Annotated in this window: 21 protein-coding genes; 14 read left to right on the forward strand and 7 right to left on the reverse strand. The window is 66.1% G+C overall.

All coding sequences use genetic code 11. The annotated features are described in order from the left end of the window. The first annotated feature begins 15 nt into the window (after nucleotides 1-15). From atpA to ACLD0W_RS05285, 8 genes are all read left to right on the forward strand, one after another. On the forward strand, nucleotides 16-1560 hold the full coding sequence (gene atpA, locus ACLD0W_RS05250; protein ID WP_410306433.1) for a F0F1 ATP synthase subunit alpha: 1545 nt from the start codon (nucleotides 16-18) through the stop codon (nucleotides 1558-1560). 23 nt (nucleotides 1561-1583) lie between these two features. Then, the gene (gene atpG / locus ACLD0W_RS05255) at nucleotides 1584-2444 is read left to right on the forward strand and encodes a F0F1 ATP synthase subunit gamma (protein ID WP_204426682.1); all 861 of its coding nucleotides are present in this window, start codon (nucleotides 1584-1586) and stop codon (nucleotides 2442-2444) included. 50 nt (nucleotides 2445-2494) lie between these two features. Beyond that, on the forward strand, nucleotides 2495-3880 hold the full coding sequence (gene atpD, locus ACLD0W_RS05260; protein ID WP_410306434.1) for a F0F1 ATP synthase subunit beta: 1386 nt from the start codon (nucleotides 2495-2497) through the stop codon (nucleotides 3878-3880). Between the two features lie 21 nt (nucleotides 3881-3901). After that, entirely contained in the window at nucleotides 3902-4327 is a 426-nt protein-coding gene (locus ACLD0W_RS05265) for a F0F1 ATP synthase subunit epsilon (protein ID WP_228232678.1), read from the forward strand. Nucleotides 4328-4435: 108 nt separating this feature from the next. Beyond that, entirely contained in the window at nucleotides 4436-5794 is a 1359-nt protein-coding gene (gene glmU / locus ACLD0W_RS05270; RefSeq protein WP_410306435.1) for a bifunctional UDP-N-acetylglucosamine diphosphorylase/glucosamine-1-phosphate N-acetyltransferase GlmU, read from the forward strand. 30 nt (nucleotides 5795-5824) lie between these two features. After that, complete coding sequence (gene glmS, locus ACLD0W_RS05275; protein WP_410306436.1) at nucleotides 5825-7657, forward strand: glutamine--fructose-6-phosphate transaminase (isomerizing); 1833 nt, start codon at nucleotides 5825-5827, stop codon at nucleotides 7655-7657. Nucleotides 7658-7769: 112 nt separating this feature from the next. Next, nucleotides 7770-8210 (forward strand): large conductance mechanosensitive channel protein MscL, encoded by a 441-nt coding sequence (mscL, locus tag ACLD0W_RS05280; RefSeq protein WP_410306437.1) that lies wholly within the window; start codon nucleotides 7770-7772, stop codon nucleotides 8208-8210. Next, nucleotides 8207-9628, forward strand: a complete 1422-nt coding sequence (locus ACLD0W_RS05285; protein WP_410306438.1) for a phospholipase D family protein — start codon at nucleotides 8207-8209, stop codon at nucleotides 9626-9628. The genes mscL and ACLD0W_RS05285 overlap by 4 nt, the downstream gene beginning before the upstream one ends. Before the next feature lie 13 nt (nucleotides 9629-9641). Here the strand turns inward: ACLD0W_RS05285 and ACLD0W_RS05290 are convergent, their stop codons facing one another. Continuing rightward, nucleotides 9642-11249 carry a class I adenylate-forming enzyme family protein gene (locus ACLD0W_RS05290; protein WP_410306439.1) on the reverse strand — a complete coding sequence of 536 codons (1608 nt, stop codon included), beginning with the start codon at nucleotides 11247-11249 and terminating at the stop codon, nucleotides 9642-9644. Between the two features lie 249 nt (nucleotides 11250-11498). Here ACLD0W_RS05290 and ACLD0W_RS05295 point away from each other — a divergent pair, with 249 nt between their 5' ends. Both ACLD0W_RS05295 and ACLD0W_RS05300 read left to right on the forward strand, forming a co-directional pair. Beyond that, nucleotides 11499-12761, forward strand: coding sequence for an ABC transporter substrate-binding protein (locus ACLD0W_RS05295; protein ID WP_410306440.1), 1263 nt, complete (start codon nucleotides 11499-11501; stop codon nucleotides 12759-12761). Nucleotides 12762-12769: 8 nt separating this feature from the next. Beyond that, nucleotides 12770-13210: an acyl-CoA thioesterase gene (locus tag ACLD0W_RS05300; protein ID WP_410306441.1), complete on the forward strand. Its 441-nt coding sequence runs from the start codon at nucleotides 12770-12772 to the stop codon at nucleotides 13208-13210. Here ACLD0W_RS05300 and ACLD0W_RS05305 read toward each other — a convergent pair. Beyond that, nucleotides 13195-13998, reverse strand: coding sequence for a VacJ family lipoprotein (locus ACLD0W_RS05305; protein ID WP_410306442.1), 804 nt, complete (start codon nucleotides 13996-13998; stop codon nucleotides 13195-13197). The two genes, ACLD0W_RS05300 and ACLD0W_RS05305, sit on opposite strands and share 16 nt — an antisense overlap. Here ACLD0W_RS05305 and ACLD0W_RS05310 point away from each other — a divergent pair. Genes ACLD0W_RS05310 through ACLD0W_RS05320 form a run of 3 tightly spaced genes read left to right on the forward strand, consistent with a single transcriptional unit; the run spans nucleotide 13997 to nucleotide 16240 of the window. After that, nucleotides 13997-14128, forward strand: a complete 132-nt coding sequence (locus ACLD0W_RS05310) for a hypothetical protein (RefSeq protein ID WP_410306443.1) — start codon at nucleotides 13997-13999, stop codon at nucleotides 14126-14128. The two genes, ACLD0W_RS05305 and ACLD0W_RS05310, sit on opposite strands and share 2 nt — an antisense overlap. Nucleotides 14129-14183: 55 nt before the next feature. Next, nucleotides 14184-14879, forward strand: a complete 696-nt coding sequence (locus ACLD0W_RS05315) for a response regulator (protein ID WP_410306444.1) — start codon at nucleotides 14184-14186, stop codon at nucleotides 14877-14879. After that, complete coding sequence (locus tag ACLD0W_RS05320) at nucleotides 14879-16240, forward strand: ATP-binding protein (RefSeq protein WP_410306445.1); 1362 nt, start codon at nucleotides 14879-14881, stop codon at nucleotides 16238-16240. The genes ACLD0W_RS05315 and ACLD0W_RS05320 overlap by 1 nt, the downstream gene beginning before the upstream one ends. Here the strand turns inward: ACLD0W_RS05320 and ACLD0W_RS05325 are convergent. The 4 genes from ACLD0W_RS05325 to ACLD0W_RS05340 form a co-directional block, all read right to left on the reverse strand. After that, nucleotides 16230-17207, reverse strand: a complete 978-nt coding sequence (locus ACLD0W_RS05325) for an NADPH:quinone oxidoreductase family protein (RefSeq protein WP_410306446.1) — start codon at nucleotides 17205-17207, stop codon at nucleotides 16230-16232. The two genes, ACLD0W_RS05320 and ACLD0W_RS05325, sit on opposite strands and share 11 nt — an antisense overlap. 143 nt (nucleotides 17208-17350) lie before the next feature. Continuing rightward, a complete protein-coding gene (locus tag ACLD0W_RS05330) occupies nucleotides 17351-20473 on the reverse strand; it encodes a penicillin acylase family protein (RefSeq protein ID WP_410306447.1) in 3123 nt (1040 codons plus the stop codon). A 154-nt stretch (nucleotides 20474-20627) separates the two neighbouring features. After that, nucleotides 20628-21479, reverse strand: a complete 852-nt coding sequence (locus ACLD0W_RS05335) for a MerR family transcriptional regulator (RefSeq protein WP_410306448.1) — start codon at nucleotides 21477-21479, stop codon at nucleotides 20628-20630. A 49-nt stretch (nucleotides 21480-21528) separates the two neighbouring features. Further along, entirely contained in the window at nucleotides 21529-23265 is a 1737-nt protein-coding gene (locus ACLD0W_RS05340; protein WP_410306449.1) for an SDR family oxidoreductase, read from the reverse strand. A 313-nt stretch (nucleotides 23266-23578) separates the two neighbouring features. Between ACLD0W_RS05340 and ACLD0W_RS05345 the strand changes: the two genes are divergently transcribed. Next, nucleotides 23579-25921 (forward strand): mechanosensitive ion channel domain-containing protein, encoded by a 2343-nt coding sequence (locus tag ACLD0W_RS05345; RefSeq protein ID WP_410306450.1) that lies wholly within the window; start codon nucleotides 23579-23581, stop codon nucleotides 25919-25921. Nucleotides 25922-26111: 190 nt separating this feature from the next. On the opposite strand, the gene ACLD0W_RS05350 is transcribed toward ACLD0W_RS05345, so the two are convergent. Further along, nucleotides 26112-26954 carry a metal-dependent hydrolase gene (locus ACLD0W_RS05350; protein WP_410306451.1) on the reverse strand — a complete coding sequence of 281 codons (843 nt, stop codon included), beginning with the start codon at nucleotides 26952-26954 and terminating at the stop codon, nucleotides 26112-26114. Nucleotides 26955-26989 lie beyond the last annotated feature (35 nt).

Raw genomic sequence — 26989 nt, forward strand, 5'->3', positions numbered from 1 at the left:
TTTGAGGGATTAGAGATGCAGCAACTCAACCCGTCCGAAATCAGCGAGATTATCAAGTCGCGCATCGCGAAACTTGATACCTCCACCGAGGCACGGAACGAAGGTACGGTGGTATCCGTATCCGACGGTATCGTGCGCATTCATGGTCTGGCCGACGTGATGTTCGGCGAGATGATCGAGTTTGAGGGCGGCATCTACGGCATGGCCCTCAACCTGGAGCAGGATTCCGTTGGCGCCGTGGTACTCGGCGACTACCTGGGTCTGGCCGAAGGTCAGAAGGTGAAGTGCACTGGCCGCATTCTGGAAGTGCCGGTGGGCCCCGAACTGCTCGGCCGCGTGGTCGACGCCCTGGGTAACCCGGTGGACGGCAAAGGTCCGATCAAGACCGACGTCACCGACGCGGTGGAAAAAGTGGCCCCCGGCGTAATCTGGCGCCGTGAGGTGAACGAACCGGTACAGACCGGCTTCAAGTCCATCGATGCGATGACCCCGATCGGCCGTGGCCAGCGTGAGCTGATCATCGGTGACCGTCAGATCGGTAAGACCGCCGTGGCCGTGGATGCCATCATCAACCAGAAAGATTCTGGTATTAAGTGTATCTACGTGGCCATCGGCCAGAAGCAGTCCACCATCGCCGGCGTGGTGCGCAAGCTCGAAGAGCACGGTGCCATGGACAACACCATCATCGTTGCCGCCTCCGCCTCCGACCCGGCTTCCATGCAGTTCCTGGCGCCCTTCGCCGGCTGCACCATGGGTGAATATTTCCGCGATCGCGGCGAAGACGCCCTGATCGTTTATGACGACCTCACCAAGCAGGCCTGGGCCTACCGCCAGATCTCCCTGCTGCTGCGCCGCCCGCCGGGCCGCGAAGCGTACCCCGGTGACGTGTTCTACCTGCACTCCCGTCTGCTGGAACGCGCCGCCAAGGTCAACGAGGAATTCGTCGAGAACTTCACCAATGGCGAAGTGAAAGGCAAGACCGGTTCCCTGACCGCGCTGCCGATCATTGAAACCCAGGCCGGTGACGTATCCGCCTTCGTACCGACCAACGTGATCTCCATCACCGATGGTCAGATCTTCCTGGAAACCAGCCTGTTCAACTCCGGTATCCGTCCGGCGATGAACGCCGGTGTGTCGGTATCCCGTGTAGGTGGTGCCGCCCAGACCAAGATCATCAAGAAGCTCGGCGGCGGTATCCGTCTGGCACTGGCCCAGTACCGGGAACTGGCGGCGTTCGCCCAGTTCGCCTCCGACCTGGACGAAGCCACCCGCGAGCAGCTCGAGCACGGTCAGGCCGTGACCGAACTGATGAAGCAGAAGCAGTACAGCCCGATGTCCGTGGCGGAAATGGGCGTGGTTCTCTACGCCGCCAACAACCGCTACCTGAAAGGTATCGAGATCGACAAGATCGGTTCCTTCGAGGCGGCACTGCTGGATTACATGAACAGCGAACAGAAAGCGTTGATGGACAAAATCAACGAGAAGGGTGACTACAACGACGAGATCGAGGCCGGCATCAAGGAGGCCATCGAGCAGTTCAAGGCCACCCAAACCTGGTAATTCGCTGAGAAAGGATCAGTCCTATGGCTAGCGGTAAAGAGATCAAGGGCAAGATCGCCAGCGTCCAGAGCACGAAGAAGATCACCCGTGCGATGGAAATGGTGGCGGCCAGCAAGATGCGTAAAGCGCAGGAGCGTATGGAGGCGAGCAAGCCTTACGCCACGCGCATGCGTCAGGTGGTGGCCCATCTTGCCAATGCTGATCTGGAATACCGGCACATCTACCTGCAGGAACGGGACGTCAAGAACGTCGGCTATATCGTCGTGACCTCGGACCGGGGTCTGGCCGGTGGCCTGAACGTGAACCTGCTGAAAAGCGTGGTGAAGAGTGCCCGCGAGTGGGAAGAGAAGGGCGCCAAGGTCCAGCACTGCGTGGTGGGTTCCAAAGGGCTGGCCTTTTTCCGGAGTGTCGGCGGCAAGGTCGAGGCCTCGGTCAGCGGCCTCGGCGACACGCCTCACCTGAACGACCTGATCGGGTCCATCAAGGTGATGCTGGATGCCTACGAAAACGGTGAGATCGATCGTCTGTACATCGTGTACAACGAATTCGTGAACACCATGACGCAGAAGCCGAAGACCATCCGCCTGCTGCCGCTGGAGCCGGGCGAGGACGACGAGCTCAAGCGTCACTGGGACTACATTTATGAGCCCGCGCCCAAGGAGCTGCTCGACGAGCTGCTGGTGCGGTTCATCGAGTCCCAGGTGTATCAGGGTGTGGTTGAGAACAATGCCTGCGAACAGGCCGCGCGGATGGTGGCGATGAAAGCCGCCAGCGACAATGCCGGCGAGATCATCAACGATCTCCAACTGGTGTACAACAAGGCGCGCCAGGCTGCCATTACGCAGGAAATTTCCGAAATCGTTGGTGGTGCCGCCGCTGTTTAAGGGTGTGCGAAAAGCAAGCGGCGAGAAACGCAAGTTAAGAGGATGCAAGCATGAGTAGCGGTCGTATTGTTCAGATCATCGGTGCTGTGATCGACGTCGAATTCCCGCGCGAGTCCGTGCCCAAGGTGTATGACGCACTCACCGTGGACGGTACCGAAACCACCCTGGAAGTTCAGCAGCAGCTGGGCGATGGCGTGGTGCGCACCATCGCCATGGGTTCCACCGAAGGTCTCAAGCGGGGCCTCCAAGTGACCGACACTCACGAGCCGATTCAGGTACCGGTGGGCACCAAGACCCTCGGCCGGATCATGGACGTGCTGGGTCGCCCGATCGACGAAGCCGGCCCGATCGGCGAAGACGAGCGCATGGCCATTCACCGCGAAGCGCCCTCATACGCGGATCAGGCAGCCTCCAACGAACTGCTCGAAACCGGCATCAAGGTGATCGACCTGGTTTGCCCCTTCGCCAAAGGCGGTAAAGTCGGCCTGTTCGGCGGCGCCGGCGTGGGCAAGACCGTGAACATGATGGAGCTGATCCGGAACATCGCCATCGAGCACTCCGGCTTCTCCGTGTTCGCCGGCGTGGGTGAGCGTACCCGTGAGGGTAACGACTTCTACCACGAGATGAAGGACTCCAACGTACTGGACAAAGTGTCCCTGGTATACGGCCAGATGAACGAGCCGCCGGGTAACCGTCTGCGCGTGGCGCTGACCGGTCTGACCATGGCCGAGAAGTTCCGGGACGAAGGCCGCGACGTACTGTTCTTCGTGGACAACATCTACCGTTACACCCTGGCCGGTACCGAAGTATCCGCGCTGCTCGGTCGTATGCCGTCCGCGGTGGGCTACCAGCCGACCCTGGCGGAAGAGATGGGCGTTCTGCAGGAGCGGATCACCTCCACCAAGACCGGCTCCATTACCTCCGTGCAGGCGGTCTACGTGCCCGCGGATGACTTGACCGACCCGTCCCCGGCGACCACCTTCGCCCACCTGGACGCCACCGTGGTACTGAGCCGGGACATCGCCTCCAAGGGTATCTACCCGGCGATCGACCCGCTGGACTCCACCTCCCGCCAGCTGGACCCGCTGGTGATCGGCCATGAGCACTACGAAGCGGCCCGCGGCGTGCAAACCGTGCTGCAGCGCTACAAGGAGCTCAAGGACATCATCGCGATTCTGGGCATGGACGAGCTGTCCGAGGAAGACAAAACCACCGTCTCCCGCGCCCGGAAAATCGAGCGTTTCCTGTCCCAGCCGTTCTTCGTGGCGGAAGTGTTCACCGGCTCACCGGGCAAATACGTACCGCTGAAGGAGACGATCCGCTCCTTCCAGGGTATCCTGAACGGTGACTATGACCACATCCCCGAGCAGGACTTCTACATGAAGGGCTCCATCGACGAAGTTGTAGAGGCTTACAACAAACGCGGTGACAAGTAACCTGCACGGGGAGGAACCCAAATGGCGATGACCGTGCATTGCGACATTGTTAGTGCCGAAAGACAGCTGTACTCCGGTCTGGTGGAAATGGTAGTGGCCGCCGGCGTGGAAGGTGACCTGGGCGTGATGCCCGGTCACGCCCCGCTGCTGACCCGCCTCAAGCCGGGCCCGGTACGGGTGAAAACCCAGAACGGCGAAGAGATCGTGTTCTACGTGTCCGGCGGCTTCCTGGAAGTGCAGCCGAAACTGGTCACCGTGCTGGCGGACACCGCCGAGCGCGCCCAGGACATGGACGCGGCCGACGCCGAGCGCGCCAAGCAGCACGCCAAGGATGCCCTGGAAGGCAAGAGCGCGGAAATGGACTACACCCGCGCTGCCGCGGCCCTGGCCGAGGCGACCGCGCGCCTGCGCACCATCGAGCAAATCAAGAAGATGGCCAAGCGGTAACACACCGTGAACGGCCGGATTACGAAAAGGGGTGGCTTGGAGCCGCCCCTTTTTGTTTGATAAGGGGCCCCCACCCTAATCAGGACGACAATTCGAGGATCGAAGGATATGACTCTGGCGGTTGTGATTCTGGCCGCGGGCAAAGGCACCCGCATGAAATCGGCGCTGCCGAAGGTGCTTCACCCGATCGCCGGCCGGCCCATGGTCCAGCACGTGGTGGACGCCGCGGCGGCGCTGTCGCCGGCCAATACCGTGGTAGTGTACGGCCACGGTGGCGAGCGGGTGCGCGAGGCGGTCAACGGCGAGCGGCTGCGCTGGGCGGAACAGGCCGAGCAGCTTGGCACCGGCCACGCGGTGGCCCAGGCGCTGCCGCACCTGAACGAGGACGTGGTGCTGGTGCTCTATGGCGACGTGCCGCTGATCCGCCCGGAGACGCTGCGTGACTTCGTGGCGAGGGTCAGCGACCGCAGCCTGGCGCTGATGACCCTGGAACTGGACGACCCCGCCGGGTACGGGCGCATCGTGCGCGACGATCGGGGCCAGGTGACCCGCATCGTCGAGCAGAAGGACGCCAGCGACGACCAGAAGCGCATCCGCGAAATCAACACCGGCATCCTCGCCTGCGGCCGCCGCTTCCTCAATGACAGCCTGCCGAAGCTCTCCAACCGCAACGCCCAGGGCGAATATTACCTTACCGACCTGATTGCCATGGCGGTGGACGCCGGCATGGACGTGGTCACCGAGCAGCCCGCCGACGCATGGGAAGTGGACGGCGTCAACGACCGTGTCCAGCTGGCGCGGCTGGAACGGGTCTATCAGCGGGTGCGCGCGGAAGCGCTGATGCGCGACGGCGTGACGTTGCTGGACCCGGCCCGCCTGGATATCCGTGGTTCGGTGAGCACCGGCACCGACGTAACCATCGACGTGAACGTGGTGCTGGAAGGCAAGGTGACCCTGGGCGAGGGCGTACGCATCGGCCCCAATTGCGTGATCCGCGACGCGGACATCGCCGCCGGCGCGGTGATCGAGGCGAACTCGGTGATCGACGGCGCGGTGGTCGGCGAAGGCTGCAACGTGGGGCCGTTCGCCCGGCTGCGCCCGGGCACCGAACTGGCCGCCAAGGCGCGTATCGGTAACTTCGTGGAGACCAAGAAGGCGCGCATCGGCGAGGGCTCCAAGGTCAATCACCTCACCTATATCGGCGACAGCCGCATCGGCAAGGGCGTCAACGTGGGCGCGGGCACCATCACCTGCAACTACGACGGGGTCAATAAATTCCAGACCGTGATGAAGGACGGTGTCTTTATCGGTTCCAATTCTTCCCTGGTGGCGCCGGTGACCATCGGCGAGAATGCCACCGTCGGCGCCGGCAGCGTGGTCACCAAGGACGTGCCGGACAATGGTCTGGCGGTGGCGCGTGGTCAGCAGCGCAATATCGAGAACTGGCCGCGACCCGCCAAGAAATAGCTATCTGGTGATTGGAAAAAGGAAACACCCATGTGTGGAATCGTCGGCGCCATCGCCCATCGTAACGTCACCAATATTCTGATCACGGGCCTCAAGCGGCTCGAGTATCGTGGATACGACAGCGCCGGCGTGGCGGTGATCAATGCCAATGGCCTGCAGCGGGTACGCCGCCAGGGCAAGGTGGCCGCCCTGGAAGAGGCCGTCCGCGAGCAGAACACCGCCGGTTTTCTGGGCATCGCCCACACCCGCTGGGCCACCCATGGACGGCCGTCCGAGGAAAACGCCCACCCGCACCTCTCCGGCGATGGCCTGGCGGTGGTCCACAACGGAATCATCGAGAACTTCCAGGAACTCAAGGACGAGCTGGAGCAGGACGGCTACCGCTTCCAGAGTCAGACCGACACCGAAGTAGTGGCCCATCTGCTGCACCGTAGCCTGGAGGAGTGCGGCGGAGACCTGCGCCGCGCCCTTCAGAAAGTCGTGCCGCAGCTGCACGGCGCCTACGCCCTGGGCGTGGTGGACCAGCGTGAACCGGATCGGCTGGTGGCGGTGCGTTCCGGCTCGCCGCTGGTGGTGGGCCTGGGGATCGACGAGAACTACGTGGCCTCCGACCAGCTCGCCCTGCTGCCGGTGACCAACCGCTTTATCTTTCTGGACGAAGGCGACCTGGTGGAACTGACCACCGACCGGGTGCGCGTCTTCGACCGCCACGGCGAGCCGGTGGAGCGGGCGGTGCACGAATTCGACGGCGCCCACGAAGACGTGGAGAAAGGCGAGTACCGCCACTTCATGCAGAAGGAAATCTTCGAGCAGCCGGCGGCCATCCAGCGCACCCTGCAGGACCGCATCGATTCACCGGACGCGGTCAGCGCCGCCTTCGGTGAGCCGGCCATGGCCATTTTCGATCGGGTCCGGTCGGTGCAGATCGTGGCCTGTGGCACCAGTTACCACGCCGGCATGGTGGCCCGCTATTGGCTGGAAGCCCTGGCCGGCATTCCCTGCCAGGTGGAGGTGGCCAGCGAATTCCGCTACCGCCAGCACGTGGTGCCGGAAGGCACCCTGTTCGTGACCATCTCCCAGAGCGGTGAAACCGCCGACACCCTGGCCGCCCTGCGCGACACCGGCTCGAACAACTATGTGGGCCGTCTGGCGATCTGCAACGTGGACGGCTCCTCCCTGGTGCGTGAATCCGAGCTGACCTTCCTGACCAAGGCCGGTCCGGAAATCGGCGTCGCCTCCACCAAGGCGTTCACCACCCAGCTGGCGGGCCTGATGATGTTGGTGCTGGCGCTGGGCCGTCGCCATGGCCTGAGCGATGAGCGCATCGAGCAGATCCTCGGCGAACTGCGCCAGCTGCCCAATCTGCTGGAGCAGGCCACCGCTCTGGACAAGCCCATCGAAGCCCTGTCCCGCGCCTTCGTGGAGAAGCACCACACCCTGTTCCTGGGCCGTGGCGTGCAGTTCCCGGTGGCCATGGAAGGGGCGCTCAAGCTCAAGGAAATCTCCTATATCCACGCGGAAGCCTACCCGGCCGGTGAGCTGAAGCACGGCCCCCTGGCCCTGGTGGACAAGGAAATGCCGGTGGTGGCGGTGGCCCCCAACGACGAGCTGTTGGAAAAGCTCAAATCCAACCTGCAGGAAGTGCGCGCCCGGGGCGGCGAGCTCTACCTGTTCGCGGACAAGAACGCCAAGGTGGCCGATGGCGAGGGCATCCATGTGCTGCACCTGCCGGCGGTACCCGAGAGCATCGCGCCGATCGTCTACACCGTGCCCCTGCAGTTGCTCAGCTACCATGTGGCGGTGCTGCGCGGCACCGACGTGGACCAGCCCCGCAACCTGGCCAAATCGGTGACCGTGGAATAATCGTTTACGTTGTTTTCGTGACCATGATTTGCCGGCGGCGCCATCCGGGCTAAGATGATTTCTGGCCCGGCCCGGGCGCTGAATACCGGGCCCTGAACAGGAAGGGAACGATATGGCGATCATGAAGGAATTCCGCGAATTCGCGGTGCGTGGCAACGTGGTGGACATGGCCGTGGGGATCATCATCGGCGGTGCTTTCACCACCATCGTCAAAAGTCTGGTGACCGACGTGCTGATGCCGCCCATCGGCCTGCTGCTGGCGGATGTGGATTTCGCGGATCTGTTCGTGGTGCTCAAGGGCCAGGGCAGCTTTGCCACCCTGGCGGAAGCCCAGGCCGCCGGCGCGGTGACCCTCAACTACGGCCTGTTCATCAACAACGTGATCAGCTTTCTGATCGTGGCCTGGGCCACCTTCCTGCTGGTGCGCTCCCTCAACCGCATGAAACGCAAGGAAGAGGAAGCGGCGCCGGTGGCCACGCCGCCCACCCCCGAGATTCCGGAAGACATCATCCTGCTTCGAGAAATTCGCGACAGCCTGAAGCCCCGAGCATGAGCGAAGGCGCCGATCAGGAAGGCGCCGACGCGCCCACCTCGCGGGTTCGCCAATCCCGGTTCTGCCTGTTGCCCGACAGCGAGGAAGCCTTCGTCCTGCGAGCCGCCACCGCGCGGCTGGCGGAGAAGACCCTGGACCTGCAGTACTACATCTGGGACGACGATCGCATCGGCAAGCTGCTGGTCTACCGGACCCTGGAAGCGGCCCGGCGTGGCGTGCGCGTGCGGTTGCTGCTGGACCACGCCAACCAGTTGGGGCGGGACGTGAAGTGGGCGGCGCTCAACGCCCACCCCAATGTGGAAATCCGCCTGTTCAATCCGTTCCGGGGCCGCTACAAGCACATCGTGCAGTGGCTCTATCACGCCCCGCGTCTTAACCATCGGATGCACAACAAGGCCTGGATCGCCGACGGCGAGCACGCCATCGTCGGCGGCCGCAATATTTCCGACCACTATTTCGGGGTGCACCCGGAAGCCAACTTCCGTGATCTGGATCTGTACGCCCGCGGCCCCATCGTCGAGGAAACCCGCGAGGCCTTCGAGAGCTACTGGAACAGTGACGTCACCGTGCATCTGCGCACGCTCAAACGCCGTTCCCTGGAGGACGCCGATCGGTTGTGGGAAGAGTTGAATCAGTGGTGCCAGGCGCTGGACGACTTTCCCTATCATCACCAGCAGGATCCGGCGCGCTTCGAGCAGATCGTGCGCGACGCGGACGCCCGCCAGATCACCGCGCCGGCGGCGCTGTTGTTCGATACCCCGGACAAGGCCAAGGGCGTCACCCAGCGATTGATGGGCGACCAGCTGGCGGAGTTACTCAGCCGTCGCTCCCTGCGCGAGATCCTGATCGAAGCCGGGTACTTCATCCCCGGCGACGATTTCGTGCGTACCCTGGGCGCCATGCACGCCAACGGCGGGCGCATCGCCCTGCTCACCAACGGGCTGGCCACCAATGACGTGATCGCCGCCCACGCCGCCTACGCCCATTACCGGCGCGACCTGATCGAGGCCGGCGTGGAAGTGCACGAACTGCAGCCCAACGCCCGCGCCCGCCGGCACCTGGCCCGCCTCAAACCGGGGCGCTCCATGTCCGCCCTGCACACCAAGGCCATGGTGCTGGACCGCAGTGAACTGTTCGTCGGCTCGTTCAACCTGGACCCGCGCTCGGCGAACCTGAATACGGAAATGGGCTACTACGTGAATTCCGAGGCGCTGGCGGCCCGGGTGGCGGCGTTCATCGAGGAAGGCATGGCGCCGCAGAACAGCTATCGGGTGGGCCTGGACGACCAGGGCCGGCTGGAATGGGGCGCCGGCGACGAGCGGGGCCCGGTGCGTTATCACCGGGAACCCCGTGTCAGTAAGGCGCGCTGGCTGGCGTCGCGGTTCTTCGGGCTGCTGCCGATCGAGAACCTGCTCTAGCCTGAGTTGCGCGTCAGCCCCGCTCGGTCTGGGCCTGCTTTTGCCAGTAGGGATCGCGCAGCTCGCGCTTGAGAATCTTGCCGATGGTGCTGCGCGGCAGTTCGTCGCGGCGCTCCAGGCCGGACAGGCGCTGGCCCTTGCCGAGCTGCTCGTTGGCGCGGGCCAGGATCGCCTCCAGATCGCCGTTGCCATCGCGCAGCACCACCAGGCCCAGCGGCGTCTCGCCCCACTGTTCGCTGGGAATGGCGATCACCGCGGCGTCCGCCACCTCCGGATCCTTGAGCAGCACCCGCTCCAGATCTTCCGCGTAGATGTTGAAACCGCCGGAAATGATCATGTCCTTGCGCCGATCCAGCACCGACAGGAAGCCATCCTCGTCGAGCCGGCCCATGTCCCCGGTGCGGTAGAACACCTCGCCTTCCGGGCTGGTCCACAGCAGCTCGTTGGTCTTGCTGTCGCGCTTGTAGTAGCCGCGCATCATGGCGCCGCTGCGGCCGACGATCTCGCCGATCTCACCGGGCGGCACTTCCTTCAGGTCCTCATCGATAATGCGCAGCTCGCAGCCCGGGCTGGCCTGGCCCACGGTGTCCCATTTGGTGGGGTTGTCCGCGCAGTTCAGGGTGGTGGTGACGCCGCCCTCGGTGAGGCCGTAGAACTCGATGATGTTGCCCGGCCAGCGCTTCATGGCGTCGGCGATCACATGACCGCGCAGCGGCGCGCTGGTGGAGAACTTCATCTTGAAGCTGCTCAGATCGAAGCGGTCGAAATCCGGCTCCGCCAGAATCCGCTGATACTGCACCGGCACCAGCATGGCGTGGGTGGCGCGGTGCTCCTGGGCCAGCTCCAGGAAGCGATGGGCGTTGAACTTGGCCATGCTGACGATGGTGCCGCCGCCGAACAGGGTGGGCAGCACCGCCACCAGGGTGGTGTTGGAATACAGCGGCGTGGACACCAGGGTCACCGCCTCACGGGTGTAGCCCAGCCGCTCGCCCCGTTCCACATGACGGGCACGCAGGCGGTGATCGTGCAGGATGCCCTTGGGAACGCCGGTGGTGCCGGAGCTGTAGATGATGTTGAAGGGATCGTCCAGGGTCGGCACATGGTCCGGCGCCTCGCTGGAGGCGTCACCCAGCCAGGTCTCGAAGGGCTGCCAGCCGTCCGCCTGGAAGTCCAGGGCCACGCGCTGCGCCGGGTCCACGTTGTGGAGGCTGCCGAGCAGGGGTTCGATCAGATCACGGTGCTTGGCGGACACGAACAGGAAGCGGGCGTCGCAGTCGTTGACCATCAGCGCCAGGGTCTCGCCGGCGGCCATGCCGGACAGCGGCACCATGCAGCCGCCGGCGCTCAGCGTGCCCATGAACAGGGTCAGGTAACGGGCGCTGTTCTCGGCCAGCCCGGCGACCGTGTCGCCGCGCCGCAGGCCGGCGGCGCGCAGCCGGTTGGCCACCTGGTTGACGCCGTCCACGAACTGCCGCCAGGTGAGCATGCCCTGTTCGTCGTACACCGCCGGCTGGTCCGGCTGCAGAGCCGCCATTTCCCGCAGACGTTCGGGAACCGACACAAAGCCGTCTTCGGGCAGGGCCGGCGCGTAAACCGGCATGGCATCGCTGATCGAGGTCATGGCACTCTCCCGGCGTCCCGCCCGGTCAAACCGGACAGGCGCGCCCTTAATGGAATTTTGTTTTAAATTAGGGCCGTGAGCATACTCTGCGGTATGTTCGGGCTCAATACCGGCCGGTCACAAATTGATCGGCGCAATCGACCAAAGGCTAATAACCTCCCCAGAGGGTCTATGCTAATCGTCGCCCTAGATTGCAATAGCGCTACATCACAATAGCTCTACATCACAATAACAGGGGGGAAGGGAGCCATGAGCAAGCAGGGTTTGAAATACTGGGGTTGCGCGGTCCTGGCCGCGGTGTTGCTGGTCTCGGTGGCCCGGGCGGCCACGCCGATCAAGCTGGGTCTCAACTATCCGCACACCGGAGAATACCGCGAAGAAGGGCTGATGCAGAAGCGCGGCGCCCTGATGGCGGTGGAAGAAATCAACGCCGCCGGCGGCCTGTTCGACCGGCCCCTGGAACTGGTCGACCGGGACTCCGCCTCGCAGCCGGACCGGGCCCGCCGCAACGTGGACGAGCTGGCCGCCGAAGGGGTGGCGATGCTGTTCGGCGGCGCCTCCAGCGGCGTGGCCATCGCCGCCAGCGATCAGGCCCGCCGTCACAATCTGCTGTACTTCGGCACGCTCACCTATTCCAACGACACCACCGGCAAGGACGGCCACCTGAACATGTTCCGCGAGTGCTACAGCGCCTGGATGGCGGCGCGGGTACTGGGCGATTACCTGAAGCGCGAGTACGCGGACAAATCCTACTTCTACGTCACCGCCGACTACACCTGGGGCCACACCACCGAGGCCTCCATGCGCGAGTTCACCGATACCACCGACACCGACCGGCACCGGTCGGTGCGGGTGCCGTTCCCGGGCGCCCGCTACCACCAGATCGAGGAAGCGGTGAAAGCCGCCGCCGACAGCGACGCGGAGGTGCTGGTGCTGGTGCTGTTCGGTGAGCAGATGGTGCAGGGCATGACCATCGCGCAGCAGATGAAACTGCCCGAGCGCATGCAGATCGTGGTGCCCAACCTGACCCTGAGTATGGTGGAGCAGACCGGTCCGTTCATCATGGCCGGCGTGATCGGCGCCGCCCCCTGGACCTGGAACGTGCCCTACGAATTCGACTACGCGCGCGGCCAGCGTTTCGTGGAAGGTTTCTCGGAACGTTATCGCACCCGGCCCTCCACCTCGGCGGCGTCCGCCTACAGCATCGTCTATCAATGGAAGGAGGCGGTGGAGCGGGCCAACAGCTTTAACAGCGCCTCGGTGCGCCGCGCTTTGGAAGGCCACCGTTACAGCCTGCTCAAGGACGAACAGTACTGGCGGGGCTTCGATCACCAGAACGTGCAAAGCGTGTACGCGGTGCGCATCAAGTCCCGCGACCAGGTGATGAAGGACACCTACCGGCAGAATTTCTTCGAGATCATCAATACCCTGTCCGGCGACGCCGCCGCCCCCACCCACGACCAGTGGATCGCGGAGCGACGACGGCACGACCGGCCCCTTGAGTTGCAATAGGAGTTTTCATGACCGATCCGTTCCGCTTCCGCCTGCGGGTGCGCTACAACGAATGCGACGCCCAGAAAGTGGTGTTCAACGCCCGCTACGCGGACTACGTCGACCTGGCCATGACCGAATTCATGCGCGCCCTGGGCCGCGACTACAACGCGCTGCTGGCGCGCGGCCTGGACAACCAGGTGGTCAAGCTGACGTTGGAATGGAAGGCCAGCGCCCTGTTCGATGACGTCATCGACGTGCGTGTGCGGACACTGAAGGTGGGCAACACTTCGTTCGTGCTGGAGCACGAAATGGTGCGCGCCGCCGATGGCACCGTGCTGTGCCGGGCGGAGGTGGTGTACGTGATGATGACCACCGAGCCGTTCGAGAAAACACGGGTACCCGACGACCTGCGCGCCACTCTGGAGGAGGGCGCGCCGGGGGTGCTCGTCGATCAGAGCGGCGGCTGAGGCGCGGTTTCAGGGGCGGCCGGCGGTGCTTCCGGTCGTACCTCGCCGGCGCGGCCCTGTTCCACCAGTCCGGCGCGCCGTTGGGCAATGGCATCGCGTAAGGCGCGGTAGTAATCCGGGCTCTGCTCCAGGCGCTCGGTAAAGGGTAGCGCCCGGTAGCGTCCGTCGACGGTGCCGGCCACCCGTTTGCCGGTTTTGATGTCCTTCACCGTGTCGCTGTCGGTACCGCCGAACGGATCCAGAAACAGCCCGATCACCCGGCCCGCCGCGTCACGGCTGTTGCTGGAACCGAACAGCGGCAGTTCGACAATGGGCCCGTTGCCCACGCCCCATACGCCCAGCGTCTGACCCATATCCGCATCGTGGTAGGGCATATGCCAGTGGCTGGCGACATCGAAGAGCCCCAGCAGGCCCACGGTGCTGTTGACCACGAAGCGTCCCAGTGTATTCGCGGATCGTCGGCCGTTCCCCTGCAGCACATCGTTGATGAACACCTCGGGCTCGCCCAGGTTGTTGACGACGTTGCGCACCCCATCGTTGACCGGTTCCGGCAGCCAGCCGTAGGCGGTGGCCAGCGGTTTCAGCAGCACCGTGTCGAGTACCCGGTTGAAGCCGAACACCACCCGGTTCACCGGCTCGGCCGGATCATGCACGACCACGGTGGCCGGACCCTCGGCGTCGACCGGGCCCGCCGGCGGCGGCGCTGTGTGCGCACAGCCTCCCAGCAACAACAGCAGGGCGGCGGTCAGGCTCACTCGGAACAGGGTGGAAAGACGGCGGGAGGGCATGGCGTTTCGCTCCAGGGTGGACTGGCGCAACGGTACGGCGCCGGTCTTGCCTGGATATGTCCGTCTGGTGTCACCGCTGACGCTTTATTTCAGCGGTGAAATATTTGTGTTCATCGCCGCCAATTCGTAACTTTCCCGCCAGGGCGCGCCCTCCCGGCGCTGCCACTCGACGGGGCCGCCCCACTGTGCAGACGCTGCTGATCGTTGACGACGATGCCGAAATCCGCGCGTTGCTGAAGCGCTTCTTCGTGCAGCAAGGCTACCGGGTCGAACTGGCCGGGGACGGCGATGCCCTGTGGCGGGCCATGGGCCGGAGCACGCCGGATCTGGTGATCCTGGATCTGATGCTGCCCGGTGACAGCGGGCTGGACCTGTGCCGCCGGCTGCGGAGCCGTTATCCCACGCCGATCATCATGGTCACCGCCATGGGCCAGTTGAGTGACCGCATCGTGGGTCTGGAGCTGGGCGCCGACGACTATCTGGCCAAACCCTTCGACGCCCGGGAGCTGCTGGCGCGGGTGCGCGCGGTGCTGCGGCGCAGCGCGGCGCCGGTGGCCGCCGGCGCCGCGCTGGTGTTTTGTGGCTGGCGCGTGGATCAGACCCGCCGGGAACTGCGTTCGCCGGAGGGCGTCATGGTGCCGCTGTCCAACGGCGAATTCACCCTGCTGACCGTGTTCCTGGAGAACCCCCAGCGGGTGCTGACCCGGGAGCAATTGCTGACCCTGGCCCGTGGTCGCGGTCACGACGCCTTTGATCGCAGCATCGACGTGCAGGTCAGCCGGCTGCGGCGCAAAGTGGAGCGGGACAGCCGCAATCCGGACATCATCCGCACCGTGCGTAACGGCGGTTATCTGTTCGCCTGTACCGTGGAGCGCGGCTGATGCGGCCGCGCCGGCGTGACCGGGTGGTGGGCTGGATCGCGCTCACCATCGTGCTGGCGATGGCGGTCTCCCTGGCACTCAATATGCTGTTCATCGAGTTGGGCGGGGTGTGGGCGCGGCCGGCCCTGGATCGCAGCAACCTGCTGCGCGAAGTGGCGTCGCTGACCCGGGTGATGGACGCCGCCCCGCCGGCCCTGCGACCCCGGCTGGCCGAGGCCGCCGCCAGCCACGACCCGGCGTACCGGGTCAGGTGGACGGCACGCCTTGCCGAGCTGCGGCTGCCGGAGGGCATCGACCTGAATCTGCACGATGGCGCCGGGGAACTGCGCGCCCATCTGAGTCGCCCGGACACCAGGATTCTGGTGGTGCAGCCGGACCAATGGCCGGCGCACGGCGGCCAGCGGGGCTACCTGCTCGCCATCCAACTGGGCGATGGCAGCTGGCTGGCGTTCGATGCCCCCTACCGCAGCTGGGGGCTCGCTCCGTTGCCGCGAATGCTGATCAGCCTGGGGCTGGTGCTGATCTCCACGTTGCTGGTGGCCGCCGTGGCGACCCGCCGGCTGGCCCGGCCGCTGCAGGCGTTTACCCGCGCCGCGCGGCGCTTCGGCGCCGATATGCGGGCGCCGCCCATCGACCCCCAGGGACCCTACGAACTGCGCGAGGCCACCCTGGCCTTCAACGCCATGCAGGCGCGCATTCAGCGGTTGGTGTCGGACCGCACCCAGATGCTGGCGGCCATTTCCCACGATCTGCGCGCGCCGCTGACCCGTATGCGGTTGCGCGGCGAGTTCATCCGCGACCGCAAGCAGCAAAGCCGGTTGTTCCGGGATATCGATGAAATGCAGGCGATGATCAACGCCGCGCTGGTGTTCTTCCGTGATGACACTCTGAAAGAGTCGCCCACGCCCTTCGATCTGGGCGAGCTGCTGCTGACCCTGGTGGAGGATTACACCGATCAGGGCCTGCCGGTCCGCTATGAAGAGGCCGGCAAGCGGGTGCACGTGGGTCGGCCGATGGCGCTTAAGCGAGCACTCACGAACCTCATCGACAATGCGTTGAAGTACGCGGGCGCCGCCACCGTGACCCTGGGCCGGGCCGACGGGCGGATTCTGATCCGCGTTTGTGATCGCGGGCCGGGGCTGCCCGAGGCGCAATTGGAAAAGGTCATGGAGCCGTTTTACCGGCTGGAAGGGTCCCGCAACCGGAGTACCGGCGGGGTGGGTCTGGGGCTGGCCACCGCCCGGGCCGTGCTCAGCGAGGAAGGCGGGAGCCTGACGCTGAGCAACCGCCCCGGCGGCGGTCTCTGTGCCACCCTGACCCTGCCCGAGGGGGAGGGCCAGGCGGCGGCGCTCAGTCGCTGACCTTGAGCACCACCTTGCCCTTGGCGCGGCGGGAGGTCAGGGCCGCCAGGGCGTCCTCATACTGCTCGAACGGGAACACCTCGCTGACGCGCGGGTTGATCTTGCCGTCCGCGAACAGCTGCATCAGTTCCTTCACGTTCTGGATGTGCTCTTTCGGTTCGTGCTGGGTGAAGGCACCCCAGAATACGCCGACGATGCTGCAGCCCTTGAGCAGGGCCAGGTTGGCGGGGATCTTGGGGATCTCACCGGCGGCGAAGCCGACGATCAGGAAGCGGCCGTTCCAGGCCATGTTGCGCAGAGCCGGCTCGGTGAAGCGGTCGCCCACCGGGTCGTAGATCACGTCGATGCCGTTCGGGTAGCGGCTCTTGAGGGCCTGCTTCAGGTCCTCGTCGCTGTAGTTGATCAGGTCATCGGCGCCGGCTTCCTTGGCCACCTGCAGCTTGTCGTCGGTGCTGGCGGCGGCGATCACGGTGGCGCCCATGGCCTTGCCCAGTTCCACCGCGGCCAGGCCCACGCCGCCGCTGGCGCCGAGCACCAGCAGGGTTTCTCCGGGCTGGATATTGGCGCGCTGCTTGAGGGCGTGGTAGCTGGTGCCGTAGACCATGCTGAAGGCGGCGGCGGTTTCATCGCTCATGGCGTCGGGTACCGGGATCACCCGGTTTTCCGCCACCACCATTTCTTCCGCGAAGGAGCCGTAGCCGGTCAGGCCCATGACCCGCATGCCGGGCTTCAGGTGCTTCACGTCCGGGCCCACCTCGACGATCTCGCCGGCCATTTCGCCACCGGGGGAGAACGGCAGTTCCGGTTTGATCTGGTACTTGCCCTCGATGATCAGGGTGTCCGGGAAGTTCAGGCCGGCGGCCTTCACCTTCACCTTGACCCCGCTGCCGGTCACTTGCGGTGACGGGACGTCCTCGATGACCAGCTTATCGGCCGGCCCCAGTTCCTTGCAGAGAATGGCGCGCATGCGGCTCTCCCGAATAATGTGGGACAAACACGCTAAACCGGGGCCCGGAATTAAACAAATGCATAAGGCTCATTAGAGGGCATGAATGAAATGAATTAACCGCAAGCTACAAGCCTCCTGGCTTGCAGCTTGCCGGTCAGGGTCTATCGATGGTTGGTGAACTCCACCACCTGCTGGAAGGTGGGCCGGTTCTGCCAGTGGATGCCCGGCACCGAGGACAGGCCGATGGCGCGGTGCTGGATGTTGTCCGCGCTTTCGTCCACGTTCCAGGTGTCCCGGTCGGCCAGGCCGCCCAGGTCGTCCAGGGCCAGGGTCAGGCTGTCCGCCAGGGCGTCGCGGCAGGCGCCGGCCTGGTCGCTGTCGGCGCAGCGCAGGGCCAGGTAGGGCGCCTCGGCGGTGCCCAGGGCCTGCTTCAGCACCCGTTCCAGGTAGCCGTAGTAGCCCTTCTGGTAGGCGGAGCCCATGTCGCCGGGCTTGTTGTCACGCTCCATCAGCGACAGGTTGCGTCCGTTCACATCCTCCATGGCGGTGAGCTGGGGCAGCAGCGCCTCAATCAGGCGCGGGTACCAGGCGTCCATCAGCGCCACCGCCGCTTCTTCGTCATAGGCACCGTCGCCGTCCCGGTCCCGGCGGAAGGCGCCGTTGGCCACCCAGTCGCGCATCATTGTCACCACCTCGGTCTGCTCCGGCGTCAGGGTGCCGTCCTCCAGCAGATCCAGCGCCCGGGGCAGCACCTCCTGGCCGCGCAGATCCACCACCGCCGCGTCGCCCATCGCCTCCACCAGATTAGCCAGGGTCACGCCGCCCTGGTCCACCAGGTCGCGCAGGCGCACTTCCAGCATGTCGTTGCGATGGGTGGGGCCGTAGCTGGCGTTGGCGTCGGCGGCCCACCAGTCCCGGGCCGGCCGGTTGTTCCAGCTGGCCAGGTAGCCACGGGCCGGGTTGGCGTCGTTGGGGTGGGCCTCCAGGGGCAGGAAGCCGGTCCAGTCGAACTGGCCGTTGCCCCAGCTCGGCAGCTCCGGATGCACGCCGGGGGCGCGCTGGGGATACAGGCCGGAATGGAAGAAGGCGATGTCCCGGTCGTCGATATAGAACCAGTTGAAGCTGCCGGTGGTGAAGTTGAACACCTCCTGGAAGCTGCGCACGTCATGGACGTCGTTGCGGGTGGCGAGCATGAACGGCAGGGCGGTATCCAGCTCGGCGAAATAGGTGCTGCGCTGGCGGGTCAGCGCCACCGGCTGGCCGGCCACGGTGGCGAAGCCGATCACCGGGCCGTATTCGGCGGTGCGGATCACCCGCCGGTGCACGGCGAAGTTCTGGCCGATGCTGGCCGGGTCGTCGGTGGGCACCGCCAGATTCCAGCGCGCCGGCCAGTCGTCCTCGATCACGTCGAAGGGCCGGCACTGGCCGCCGACCCGGTAGCCGCCCTCGCCGTGGGCCGGCGCCTCGGCGGGCTGGCAACGGGACACCACGCGCACGTCGGTGAGATCGGAACTGCCGGAGGTGGCGCTCCAGGCGAAGTCCGGGCCACGGCCGATCACCACATAGGGCAGGCCGGTGAAGGTCATGCCACGGGTGTTGATGTCGCCGCCGTGCACCGCCATTTCCAGCAGCAGCTGCGGTACGAAATAACTGGTCTGCGGACCGAACACCGCCAGCGGCCGGCCGCTGGCGCTGTGCTCACCGGTCAGCAGCAGGGCGTTGGAGATGGCGTTGGGGAAGCCCTCGCGCAGGCCGGCGATGCCAGTGGCCAGGCGCGTGACCCGCTGACGGATCGCCAGCCGTTGCTCGTCGCTGAGGGCGCCGGGGACCGCCGTCGCCGGCGGCGTGGCGCGGAACAGCTTGTCCGCTTCGATGCGCACCCGCGCCCAGCGCGCCGCCATCTCGCCGTCGTCCAGGGACGACAGGGACAGCAGGCCGCCGAGCAGTTCGCCCACCGACTCCAGCAGGCCGCCGACCACGCCGGTGCCGGGCAGCGCCGGCAGATTGCCGGTGGCGGTGGGGCACTGGGCCTGGCCGGGCCGGCCACAGGGTTCGGTGGTCAGCGGCCGGTAATCCTGATAGCTGCCGGCGTCGAACAGCACGGCGCCGGGGAAGCGGCCGGCCAGTTCGCCGGACAGCGGGCACAGGTCCTCATCGATGGTCGGCGGCGACTGGGTGGCGAACGAGCGGTCGGTGGTGACCGTGGAATCCGGGTCGGTGGCGTGGCGCAGGTCCCGCCACAGGTCGCAGGCCGCCTGGTCGGAGCCGGTTTCTTCCCGAAGTGCCTGCAGCAGCAGCACGTTGGCTTGCTCGTTGCCGCCGCCGCCGGCGAAGATGCCCTGGATCAGGGTGGCGATGGCGACCACGTCCTCGATCACGAAGGGTTCCAGCTGCACGCCCAGGCCCAGGTATTCGATGGGCGCTTCCAGCAGGCCGCTCCGCACCTTGGTGACGTAGGTGTTGAGGCCGTCCACGAAATGGGTGGCGTCCTGGTAAATCTGGGCGCCGTCGTCGCCGAAGCGGGCCACCGCGTTGGCGATTTGTTGCGTGCGGTCCTCTTCCCGATACGGGGCGTCCAGGGCGATGTCCTGGTCGAAGGAGAAATCCGCCGGCCCCAGGAACCGGGACAGCTCGCCGCGCCCGGCCCGGCGCAGCACGTCGAGCAGGAACAGCCGGTCGGCGGCGGTCACATAGCCGACGCCGAACAGGGCGTCGGCCCGTTGCTCGCCGAAGATGTGCGGCACGCCGAAGTCGTCGCGCTTGATGGTCACCGTGCGGCCGGCGCCCTGCACGGTGATCTCGCTTTCCCAGCCGCCGGCGTCCGGCGCGCGCAGCGGCGCCGCCTTGAAGTAACCGGTCAGGTCGTTGTCGGTGAGACCCTCGGGGCTGCGCACCAGGGCATCGTACAGGCCCAGCTGGTCGTCGAAGTGGGGTTCCTTGCTGAGCGCCGGCACCAGGCCGGTTTCCGCCACCAGGTCATCGAGCACGCCGCTGATCAGATCGGAAAGCCCGGGCACGTCCGCCGCCAGGTTGCTCAGGCCGCCGTTGTCGTCCTGGCCCGGCGGCAGAATATTGAGCACCCGGCCGTAGTCCGCGTAGGGCGCCGTCACTGCCGCCGGCCGGTCTTGCGGCAGGGCGGGTTCTTCCGGTTCTTCCGGCTGCTCCGGTTCCTGGGGCGTGGGGTCGTTGCCCGGGGCCGGATCGCCCCCGCCGCCGCCGCCACCACCACAGGCGGTGAGTACGCCCGCCAGCATCAGACCCAACAGCACATTCGCGTATTTCATAAACGCCTCCGGATTTGTTGTTTTGGAAGGAGGATCGGATAGGTCAATTAGATTTGCACGAACGTACGACTAGCGGGAGGCGCCGCTACAAAACTCCAGCGAAACGCCAACCGTTGGGATACCCCGATGGGGTGATGAGTGAGGCGCGGGCGGATTAACCGCGATCCGCGTTTTGTTCCAGGTGATCGAGCACGTTTTCGAGCCGGTCCACCAGCACCTTGTTGATGCTCTTTTCCAGCACCCGGCCCAGCTCGTCGTTGACCACCGCCTCGGCGAGCGGGCGGATGCGGGTGATGAACTCCGCCAGACGGGCCACGTCGTCACCCTCGGGCAGGCTGTTGGGGCCGTATTTCTCGTCCACCAGATGCTCGACGATCATGTCGATGAAACGCTCGGCCAGTTTGTCGACTTCGCCGCGCACCAGCCGCACATGGGTGAGCACCGCGTCCAGCGGCACGCCGTTCTCCACCAGCTCCTTGCCGGCGTTGTAGATGCGCGGGTAGGGCACCCGCAGGCGGGTGCCTTCGGGAATGATGTAGCCCAGCGTCACCGCCTTGGTCATCACTTCCGGGGTGATGTCCTCGCCGAAGTCGTCGATCAGATCCTGGTAGTCCAGATAGGACGGCACGCTGGGGTTCTGCCAGGAGGTGACCGCCACTTCCAGGCCGAGAATATCGTTGAGGTCGCGGCCCTGTTCCCAGGCACTGAGCAGGTCGCGGATGTTGTTGAGGGTGTAGCCGCGCTCCAGCAGGGCGCCGATGATTTTCAGCCGCGCCAGGTGCACGTCGGTGTAGATGCCGGTACGGCCCCGTTTTTCCGGCGGCGGCAGCAGGCCACGGTCCTGGTAGGCACGCACGTTGCGCACCGTCGAGCCGGCCTCGCGGGCCAGCTTGTCGATGGTGAACTCCTGACGGGCCCGCAGGGCGGGGTCCAGCTCGGGCGCGTCGGGGGCGTTCTGGGTCAGGCGGCGCAGCAGCGCCGCCGGGGATTTGCGGGAAGCACTCATGACGGAATCATAGTCCGGTTCGTGTTCACGCGCCATGCGCGGCGGCCGCTCAGGGCGTCACGTCCAGCCGCGCCAGGCGCCGCGCCAGCGGTGGCGCCAGCCGGCCCAGCCAGCGCATGCCGCTGGCCTCCGCGCTGACCGGAACTTCCGCCAGGTTGTCCCGCACCGCGCCGACAATGGCCCGCGCCACCCGGTCCGGGGTGAAGCCGCGCCGATGATAAAGGCGCTGCGCCGCCGCCCGGCGGCGGTTCTGCTCGTCCTCGTCCACCCCCACGAAGCGGGCCCGGCCGGTGATCGGCGTATCGATCAGCCCCGGGCAAATCGCCGAGACGCCGATGCCCTGGTCGGCCAGTTCCGCGCGCAGGCATTCGGTGAGCATCAGCACCGCGGACTTGCTGGTGGCGTAGGCGGGCAGCGCCCGGGACGGCAGATAGGCGGAGGCCGAGGACACATTGACGATATGGCCGGCCTTGACCTGGTCGATCATTTGCCGGGCGAACAACCGGCAGCCGTGGATCACCCCCCACAGGTTCACGTCCAGCACCTGCTTCCAGTCCTGCACGCTGGTGTCCAGCAGCGGGCCGGCCAGGCCGATGCCGGCGTTGTTGACCACCACGTCCGGGGCGCCCAGTTCCTTGTCCAGATAACGGGCCAGGGCCTCCATGGAGCGGGCGTTGGCCACGTCGGTCTTGCGGCTCAGGGCGTCGCCGCCGGCGGCGCGCACCGCCTCGGCGGTGGTGGCCGCGGACTCCGGATCGATGTCGGTGCACAGCACGGTGGCGCCGCGCGCGCCGAACGCCAGGGCGGTCTCCCGGCCGATGCCGGAGCCGGCGCCGGTGATCACCACCAGCTTGCCGGCGTCCGGGCCGGCGTCGGCGCGTACCCGGGCGCGGGCCAGCCGCGGGGTCTCCGGGCCCCCCTCGATGTGGTCGATGAATTCGCGCAGGTAGTCGGCGGTGACGGCGGCATGACCCAGCAGCGGGCCCCAGTGCCCGGTGTTCATCTCCCGGCGCCACAGGGCCCCGGTCCATTGCTCCAGCCCTTCCAGCAGGCCGGGCCCCACATAGCGATCGCGGGTGGCCACGATCAGCTGCACCGGAATGGTGGTGCGGCGCTCGCGGGGGTGCAGCAGGCAAGGCAGCATATTGGCGCGGTACAGGGCCACGCCCTGGGCGCCGTCGCGGCTTTGCGTGGCGCTGGGGGCCACCCGCAGGCCCTCGGTGCGACGCAGCACCCCGGGCCAGGCGTCGCCCAGCCCCAGCTTCCAGGCCAGGGGCGCCAGACCGGGCAGATGGAAGGCGCCGATGTACCAGCTCTTCGCCAGCTGCCGCAGGCTGGCCGCCAGATCGCCGGCGCCGCGCCGGCGCAGGGACTGGCCCACATGGTCCAGGCACGGGCCGGAGAGGGTGGTGTAGGAAGCGATGCGGCGTTCGGCGCCGGGTTCGGTGACCGGCTCCCAGCTCTGAATCGAGCCCCAGTCGTGGGCCACCAGATGCACCGGCCGGTGCGGGCTGAGCGCGTCGATCACGGCGAACAGGTCATCGCGCAGCTCCGCCAGCCGGTAGGCGGCCAGGGCGGTGGGCGCCGAGGAGGCGCCGGCGCCGCGCACGTCGTAGGTGATCACCTGGTAGCCATCGCCGAGGGCCTCGGCCAGACCGTCCCAGACCTCGCCGTTGTCCGGGTAGCCGTGCACGCACAGCACCGTGGGGGCGTCCGGGTCGCCGCGGCGACGGGTGGCCAGGTTGACGCCCTCGCGGACCACGGTGCGGTGTTGCCACTGGTTCATGAGAAACCCTCTGCCGATTGAGCGAACGAACGTTATCGCGAACCCGCATTGTGCGCGCTGGCCGGCGAACCACCATTCGCCCCGGCGCCCCCGGGGTTCCGTGAAGAAGCCATTGGGCACTGTCAATTTTGCGCTTTTTTACGCCACGACGGCGGCGTCGTTACCGCCGGTATGTTCTTGTTATGCAGGGTGATGGCCGGTGGAGTCCGCGACTTTCTTGCCGTAGTCTTCACCCGTTAATCTCGTGCCCCTGCTTAGGGTGCGCGGCATCGCCGCGTCTGGATGGCGTGATGAATAAAGAAAGGAGGGTAGAGTGCCTAAACAACGTTTTGCGTATTCGGGTCTGGCCGGCCTGCTGACCTTGCTGGTTATGCTGTTCGCGCCTCCCGCGCTGGCCCAGGAAAACACCGCAGCCAGCGGCGAGCCCGCCTACGGCACTTTGGCGGATCTGCTCGAAAACGAGAGTTCGCGAAACGCCCTCATCGAGGAATTGCGCGGTCTGGAAGCGGCCCGCGCCGGTGATGCCGCCGCCGCCGACGAGAAAACGACGGAACCGGCGCCGGTGGAAGGCGCTCCGCCGCCGGAACAGATCGCGGCGGAAGCCCCCAGTGGCCAGCGCCCGGAGCAGGTGTCCTTCGCCCGGCGCATGGCCGCCACCACCGGCCATATGCTGAGCAATGTGGGTGACCAGTTCACCGCCCTGGGCGTGGCCCTGGGCGGTATTTTCGGCGTCGATGCCGCCGAGGCGGACACCGGCGGCATGGCCAGCGTGGACAGCCAGGCCCTGGGCGCCGCGGCGATCAACCTCGCCATCCTGGTGATCGCCACCTTCGTGGTGTTCTTTATTCTGCGCGCCATCGCCAAACCGTCGTTTCGGGCGCTGAGCGGCTGGGCCCTGCGCGGCTCGGAAAAATTCGCCATGCTGCGCACCGTGGTGGCGGTGGCGGTGGCCGCCTTCGTCGACGTGGTGGTGGTGGCGCTGGCCTATCTGGCCGGTGGCGCCGTGTCCTCGGCGCTGGTCAACAACGTGGACGCCGACGCCACCCGCCTGGCCCTGTTCCTGAACGCCTTCCTGGTGGTGGAGCTGTTCAAGGCCGGCCTGCGCATGCTGTTTTCCTCCGGCTACGAAGGTCTGCGGCTGGTGCCGGTGGGCGCCGATCAGGCCGGCTACTGCAACCGCTTCCTGGCCAACCTGGCCGGGTTCATCGGCTACGGCATGCTGGTGCTGGTGCCGGTGCTGAACTTCAACCTGTCACCGTCGCTGGGCTCCGCGGTGGGCACCATCATCATGCTGCTGGCCCTGATCTACGCGGCGATCGTGATTCTCAAGAAGCGCACCGTGGTGCGCGACCGCCTGTTCGCCCGGGCCGAGCAGACCAGCGGGCCCGGCCGGGTGCTGATGCGCCTGCTCGGTCGCCTCTGGCACGTGCTGGCCCTGGCCTATGCGTTCCTGGTATTCGCGGTCACCGTGATCAACCCGGACACGGCCCTGCCGTTCGTCGCTTCCGCCACCCTGCTGACGGTAGTGTACGCCGGGGTGGGCATGCTGGTGTCGGTGATTCTGACCCAGCTGATCGGTAAGGAGATCCGCTTCTCCGAGCGGCTCAATCACTCCATGCCGAGGCTGCAGTCGCGGGTCAATACCTACGTGCCCACCGGCCTGAAGGTGATCCGCGCCATGATCCTGATTCTGGTGGTGGTGCTGTCGCTGGACGCCTGGGAGGTCTACGACCTGGCCGCCTGGTACGCCACCGAAGCCGGCGTCAGCGTGGTCAGCGCGATCGTCGATATCCTGCTGATCCTGCTGGTGGCCGCGGCCGTCTGGATCGGCCTGGCGAGCCTGCTGGAGCACAAATTCAGCCCCCGCGAAGGCGCCGATCCGGCCGCCGCCGCCCGGGCCGAGACCCTGCTGGGGCTGTTCCATACCGCCCTGGCCATCGCCCTGATCATCATGACCACGATGATCGTGCTGTCGGAGATCGGCATCGACATCGCGCCGCTGATCGCCGGCGCCGGGGTGCTGGGTCTGGCCATCGGTTTCGGTGCCCAGAAGCTGGTGCAGGACGTGATCACCGGGGTCTTCATCCAGCTGGAAAACGCCATCAACACCGGCGACTTCGTCAGCGCCGGCGGCAACTCCGGCACCGTGGAGCGGGTCGGCATTCGCTCCGTGGCCATGCGCGACCTGTCCGGCACCTACCACATCGTGCCGTTCTCGGCGGTGGGCGCGGTGTCCAACTACACCCGCGAGTTCGGCAACCACGTGGGCGAGTACGGCATTGCCTATCGCGAGAGCATCGACGATGCCATCACCCAGCTGGAAGCGGCCTTCGAGGAACTCAAGGAAGGTCCCATGAAGGACAACATCCTGGCGCCGATGACGGTGGCCGGGGTGACCGCCCTGGCGGACAGCTCGGTGAACATCCGGGTGGTGATCAAGGCGTCCCCGGGGATGCAGTGGGCGGTGGGCCGTGCCTACAACCGTCTGGTCAAGAAGTACTTCGACCAGGCCGGCATCGAGATTCCGTTCCCGCATACCACGCTGTACTTCGGCGAGGACAAGGACGGCAAGGCACCGCCGGCCTACATCAAGGTGCTCAACGACGACCGGGTGGTGGACACCCAGGATGGCAAGGGCAACGACCCCGCCGGCTGACGCCGGCGCCTGCCTCCATCGACCCGAAAGGCCCCGCTCGCGGGGCCTTTTTTATGGTGGTGGGGTTGTTCCCTTCAGCCGGGGCGCGGCTCAGGGCGCGATGAACCATAAAAAAAGGCCGGCAAGGGGTTGCCGGCCTGAAAGCGGGATCGCCGGGGGGGACGATCTCCGGGGGATCGGGAAGGGGCGCTCAGGCCGCCTTCTTGAGGGCGTCGCCCAACAGCGCTTCGAATTGTTCCAGGTATTCCCGGTTGTCGTGGTCCCAGGGATGGAAGCCGGGCTTGAACCAGTCCAGCCAGGCCTTGGCGGTGTAGCGGAAAATGCCCTTGCGGCCCAGGCTGTGGCGCCACACCGCGCGCCAGCCCCGGCGGTCGAACAGGCCACCACTGACCCGCACATTGTGCAGATAGAAGGGCAGGAACAGGGCGAAGAACACGCTGGTGGAGAGCACCAGGGCGAAGCAGCGCAGCGCGTAGGCGGAAGCCTGGTCGTCGCTGCCCACCGCCAGCTGATAGACGTCGAAGGCCACCGCCTTGTGCTCGGTTTCCTCCAGGGCGTGCCAGTTCCAGATCGCCTTGTAGTCGTCATCGGCGCCTTCCAGGATCTCCGGCAGGCTCAGCAGGCCGTCGGCGAGGATCGCGGTCAGATGCTCCAGGGCCACGGTGCCGGACAGCTGGAAGGCCTTGGGCGTGGTCTTCTGCAGGCGCGCCAGCAGCGCGGCCACGATTTTTTCCTGGGCGGCCACCGGCACCCCGGCCTGGTTGACGAATTCGTTGTACTCTTCGTGCTCGCGGCCGTGCATGGCTTCCTGACCGATGAACGCGGTCACCGCCGCTTTCAGGTCCGGGTCCTGGACGAGGTCGCGATAGTGACGCACGCTATCGATGAAGAAGCGTTCGCCCACCGGAAAGAACAGGCTCAGAGTGTTCAGGAACTGGCTCACGTTGCGCCCGTCCCGATGCCAGGACAGGGCCTTGTCGGCGTTCAGGTGGAAACGCAGATTACGGCGCGTGGGCAGAATGTTGATCGCCATGGCGATGTACCTCTGATGATTGTTACATTGACCGA

This window comes from Alloalcanivorax sp. C16-1 (assembly GCF_046507805.1).
In the GTDB taxonomy this organism is placed as follows: domain Bacteria; phylum Pseudomonadota; class Gammaproteobacteria; order Pseudomonadales; family Alcanivoracaceae; genus Alloalcanivorax.

What these genes read in the sequence shown, in the direction of transcription:
- ACLD0W_RS05310 (WP_410306443.1), top strand. Translation starts at nt 13,997, where the DNA reads ATGGCGTTTCGCTCCAGGGTGGACTGGCGCAACGGTACGGCGCCGGTC.
- atpD (WP_410306434.1), top strand. Translation starts at nt 2,495, where the DNA reads ATGAGTAGCGGTCGTATTGTTCAGATCATCGGTGCTGTGATCGACGTC.
- ACLD0W_RS05350 (WP_410306451.1), bottom strand. Translation starts at nt 26,954, where the DNA reads ATGGCGATCAACATTCTGCCCACGCGCCGTAATCTGCGTTTCCACCTG.
- ACLD0W_RS05285 (WP_410306438.1), top strand. Translation starts at nt 8,207, where the DNA reads ATGAGCGAAGGCGCCGATCAGGAAGGCGCCGACGCGCCCACCTCGCGG.
- ACLD0W_RS05330 (WP_410306447.1), bottom strand. Translation starts at nt 20,473, where the DNA reads ATGAAATACGCGAATGTGCTGTTGGGTCTGATGCTGGCGGGCGTACTC.
- glmU (WP_410306435.1), top strand. Translation starts at nt 4,436, where the DNA reads ATGACTCTGGCGGTTGTGATTCTGGCCGCGGGCAAAGGCACCCGCATG.
- atpA (WP_410306433.1), top strand. Translation starts at nt 16, where the DNA reads ATGCAGCAACTCAACCCGTCCGAAATCAGCGAGATTATCAAGTCGCGC.
- ACLD0W_RS05300 (WP_410306441.1), top strand. Translation starts at nt 12,770, where the DNA reads ATGACCGATCCGTTCCGCTTCCGCCTGCGGGTGCGCTACAACGAATGC.
- glmS (WP_410306436.1), top strand. Translation starts at nt 5,825, where the DNA reads ATGTGTGGAATCGTCGGCGCCATCGCCCATCGTAACGTCACCAATATT.
- ACLD0W_RS05295 (WP_410306440.1), top strand. Translation starts at nt 11,499, where the DNA reads ATGAGCAAGCAGGGTTTGAAATACTGGGGTTGCGCGGTCCTGGCCGCG.
- ACLD0W_RS05290 (WP_410306439.1), bottom strand. Translation starts at nt 11,249, where the DNA reads ATGACCTCGATCAGCGATGCCATGCCGGTTTACGCGCCGGCCCTGCCC.
- ACLD0W_RS05325 (WP_410306446.1), bottom strand. Translation starts at nt 17,207, where the DNA reads ATGCGCGCCATTCTCTGCAAGGAACTGGGGCCGGCCGATAAGCTGGTC.
- ACLD0W_RS05320 (WP_410306445.1), top strand. Translation starts at nt 14,879, where the DNA reads ATGCGGCCGCGCCGGCGTGACCGGGTGGTGGGCTGGATCGCGCTCACC.
- ACLD0W_RS05340 (WP_410306449.1), bottom strand. Translation starts at nt 23,265, where the DNA reads ATGAACCAGTGGCAACACCGCACCGTGGTCCGCGAGGGCGTCAACCTG.
- ACLD0W_RS05305 (WP_410306442.1), bottom strand. Translation starts at nt 13,998, where the DNA reads ATGCCCTCCCGCCGTCTTTCCACCCTGTTCCGAGTGAGCCTGACCGCC.
- ACLD0W_RS05335 (WP_410306448.1), bottom strand. Translation starts at nt 21,479, where the DNA reads ATGAGTGCTTCCCGCAAATCCCCGGCGGCGCTGCTGCGCCGCCTGACC.
- mscL (WP_410306437.1), top strand. Translation starts at nt 7,770, where the DNA reads ATGGCGATCATGAAGGAATTCCGCGAATTCGCGGTGCGTGGCAACGTG.
- ACLD0W_RS05265 (WP_228232678.1), top strand. Translation starts at nt 3,902, where the DNA reads ATGGCGATGACCGTGCATTGCGACATTGTTAGTGCCGAAAGACAGCTG.
- atpG (WP_204426682.1), top strand. Translation starts at nt 1,584, where the DNA reads ATGGCTAGCGGTAAAGAGATCAAGGGCAAGATCGCCAGCGTCCAGAGC.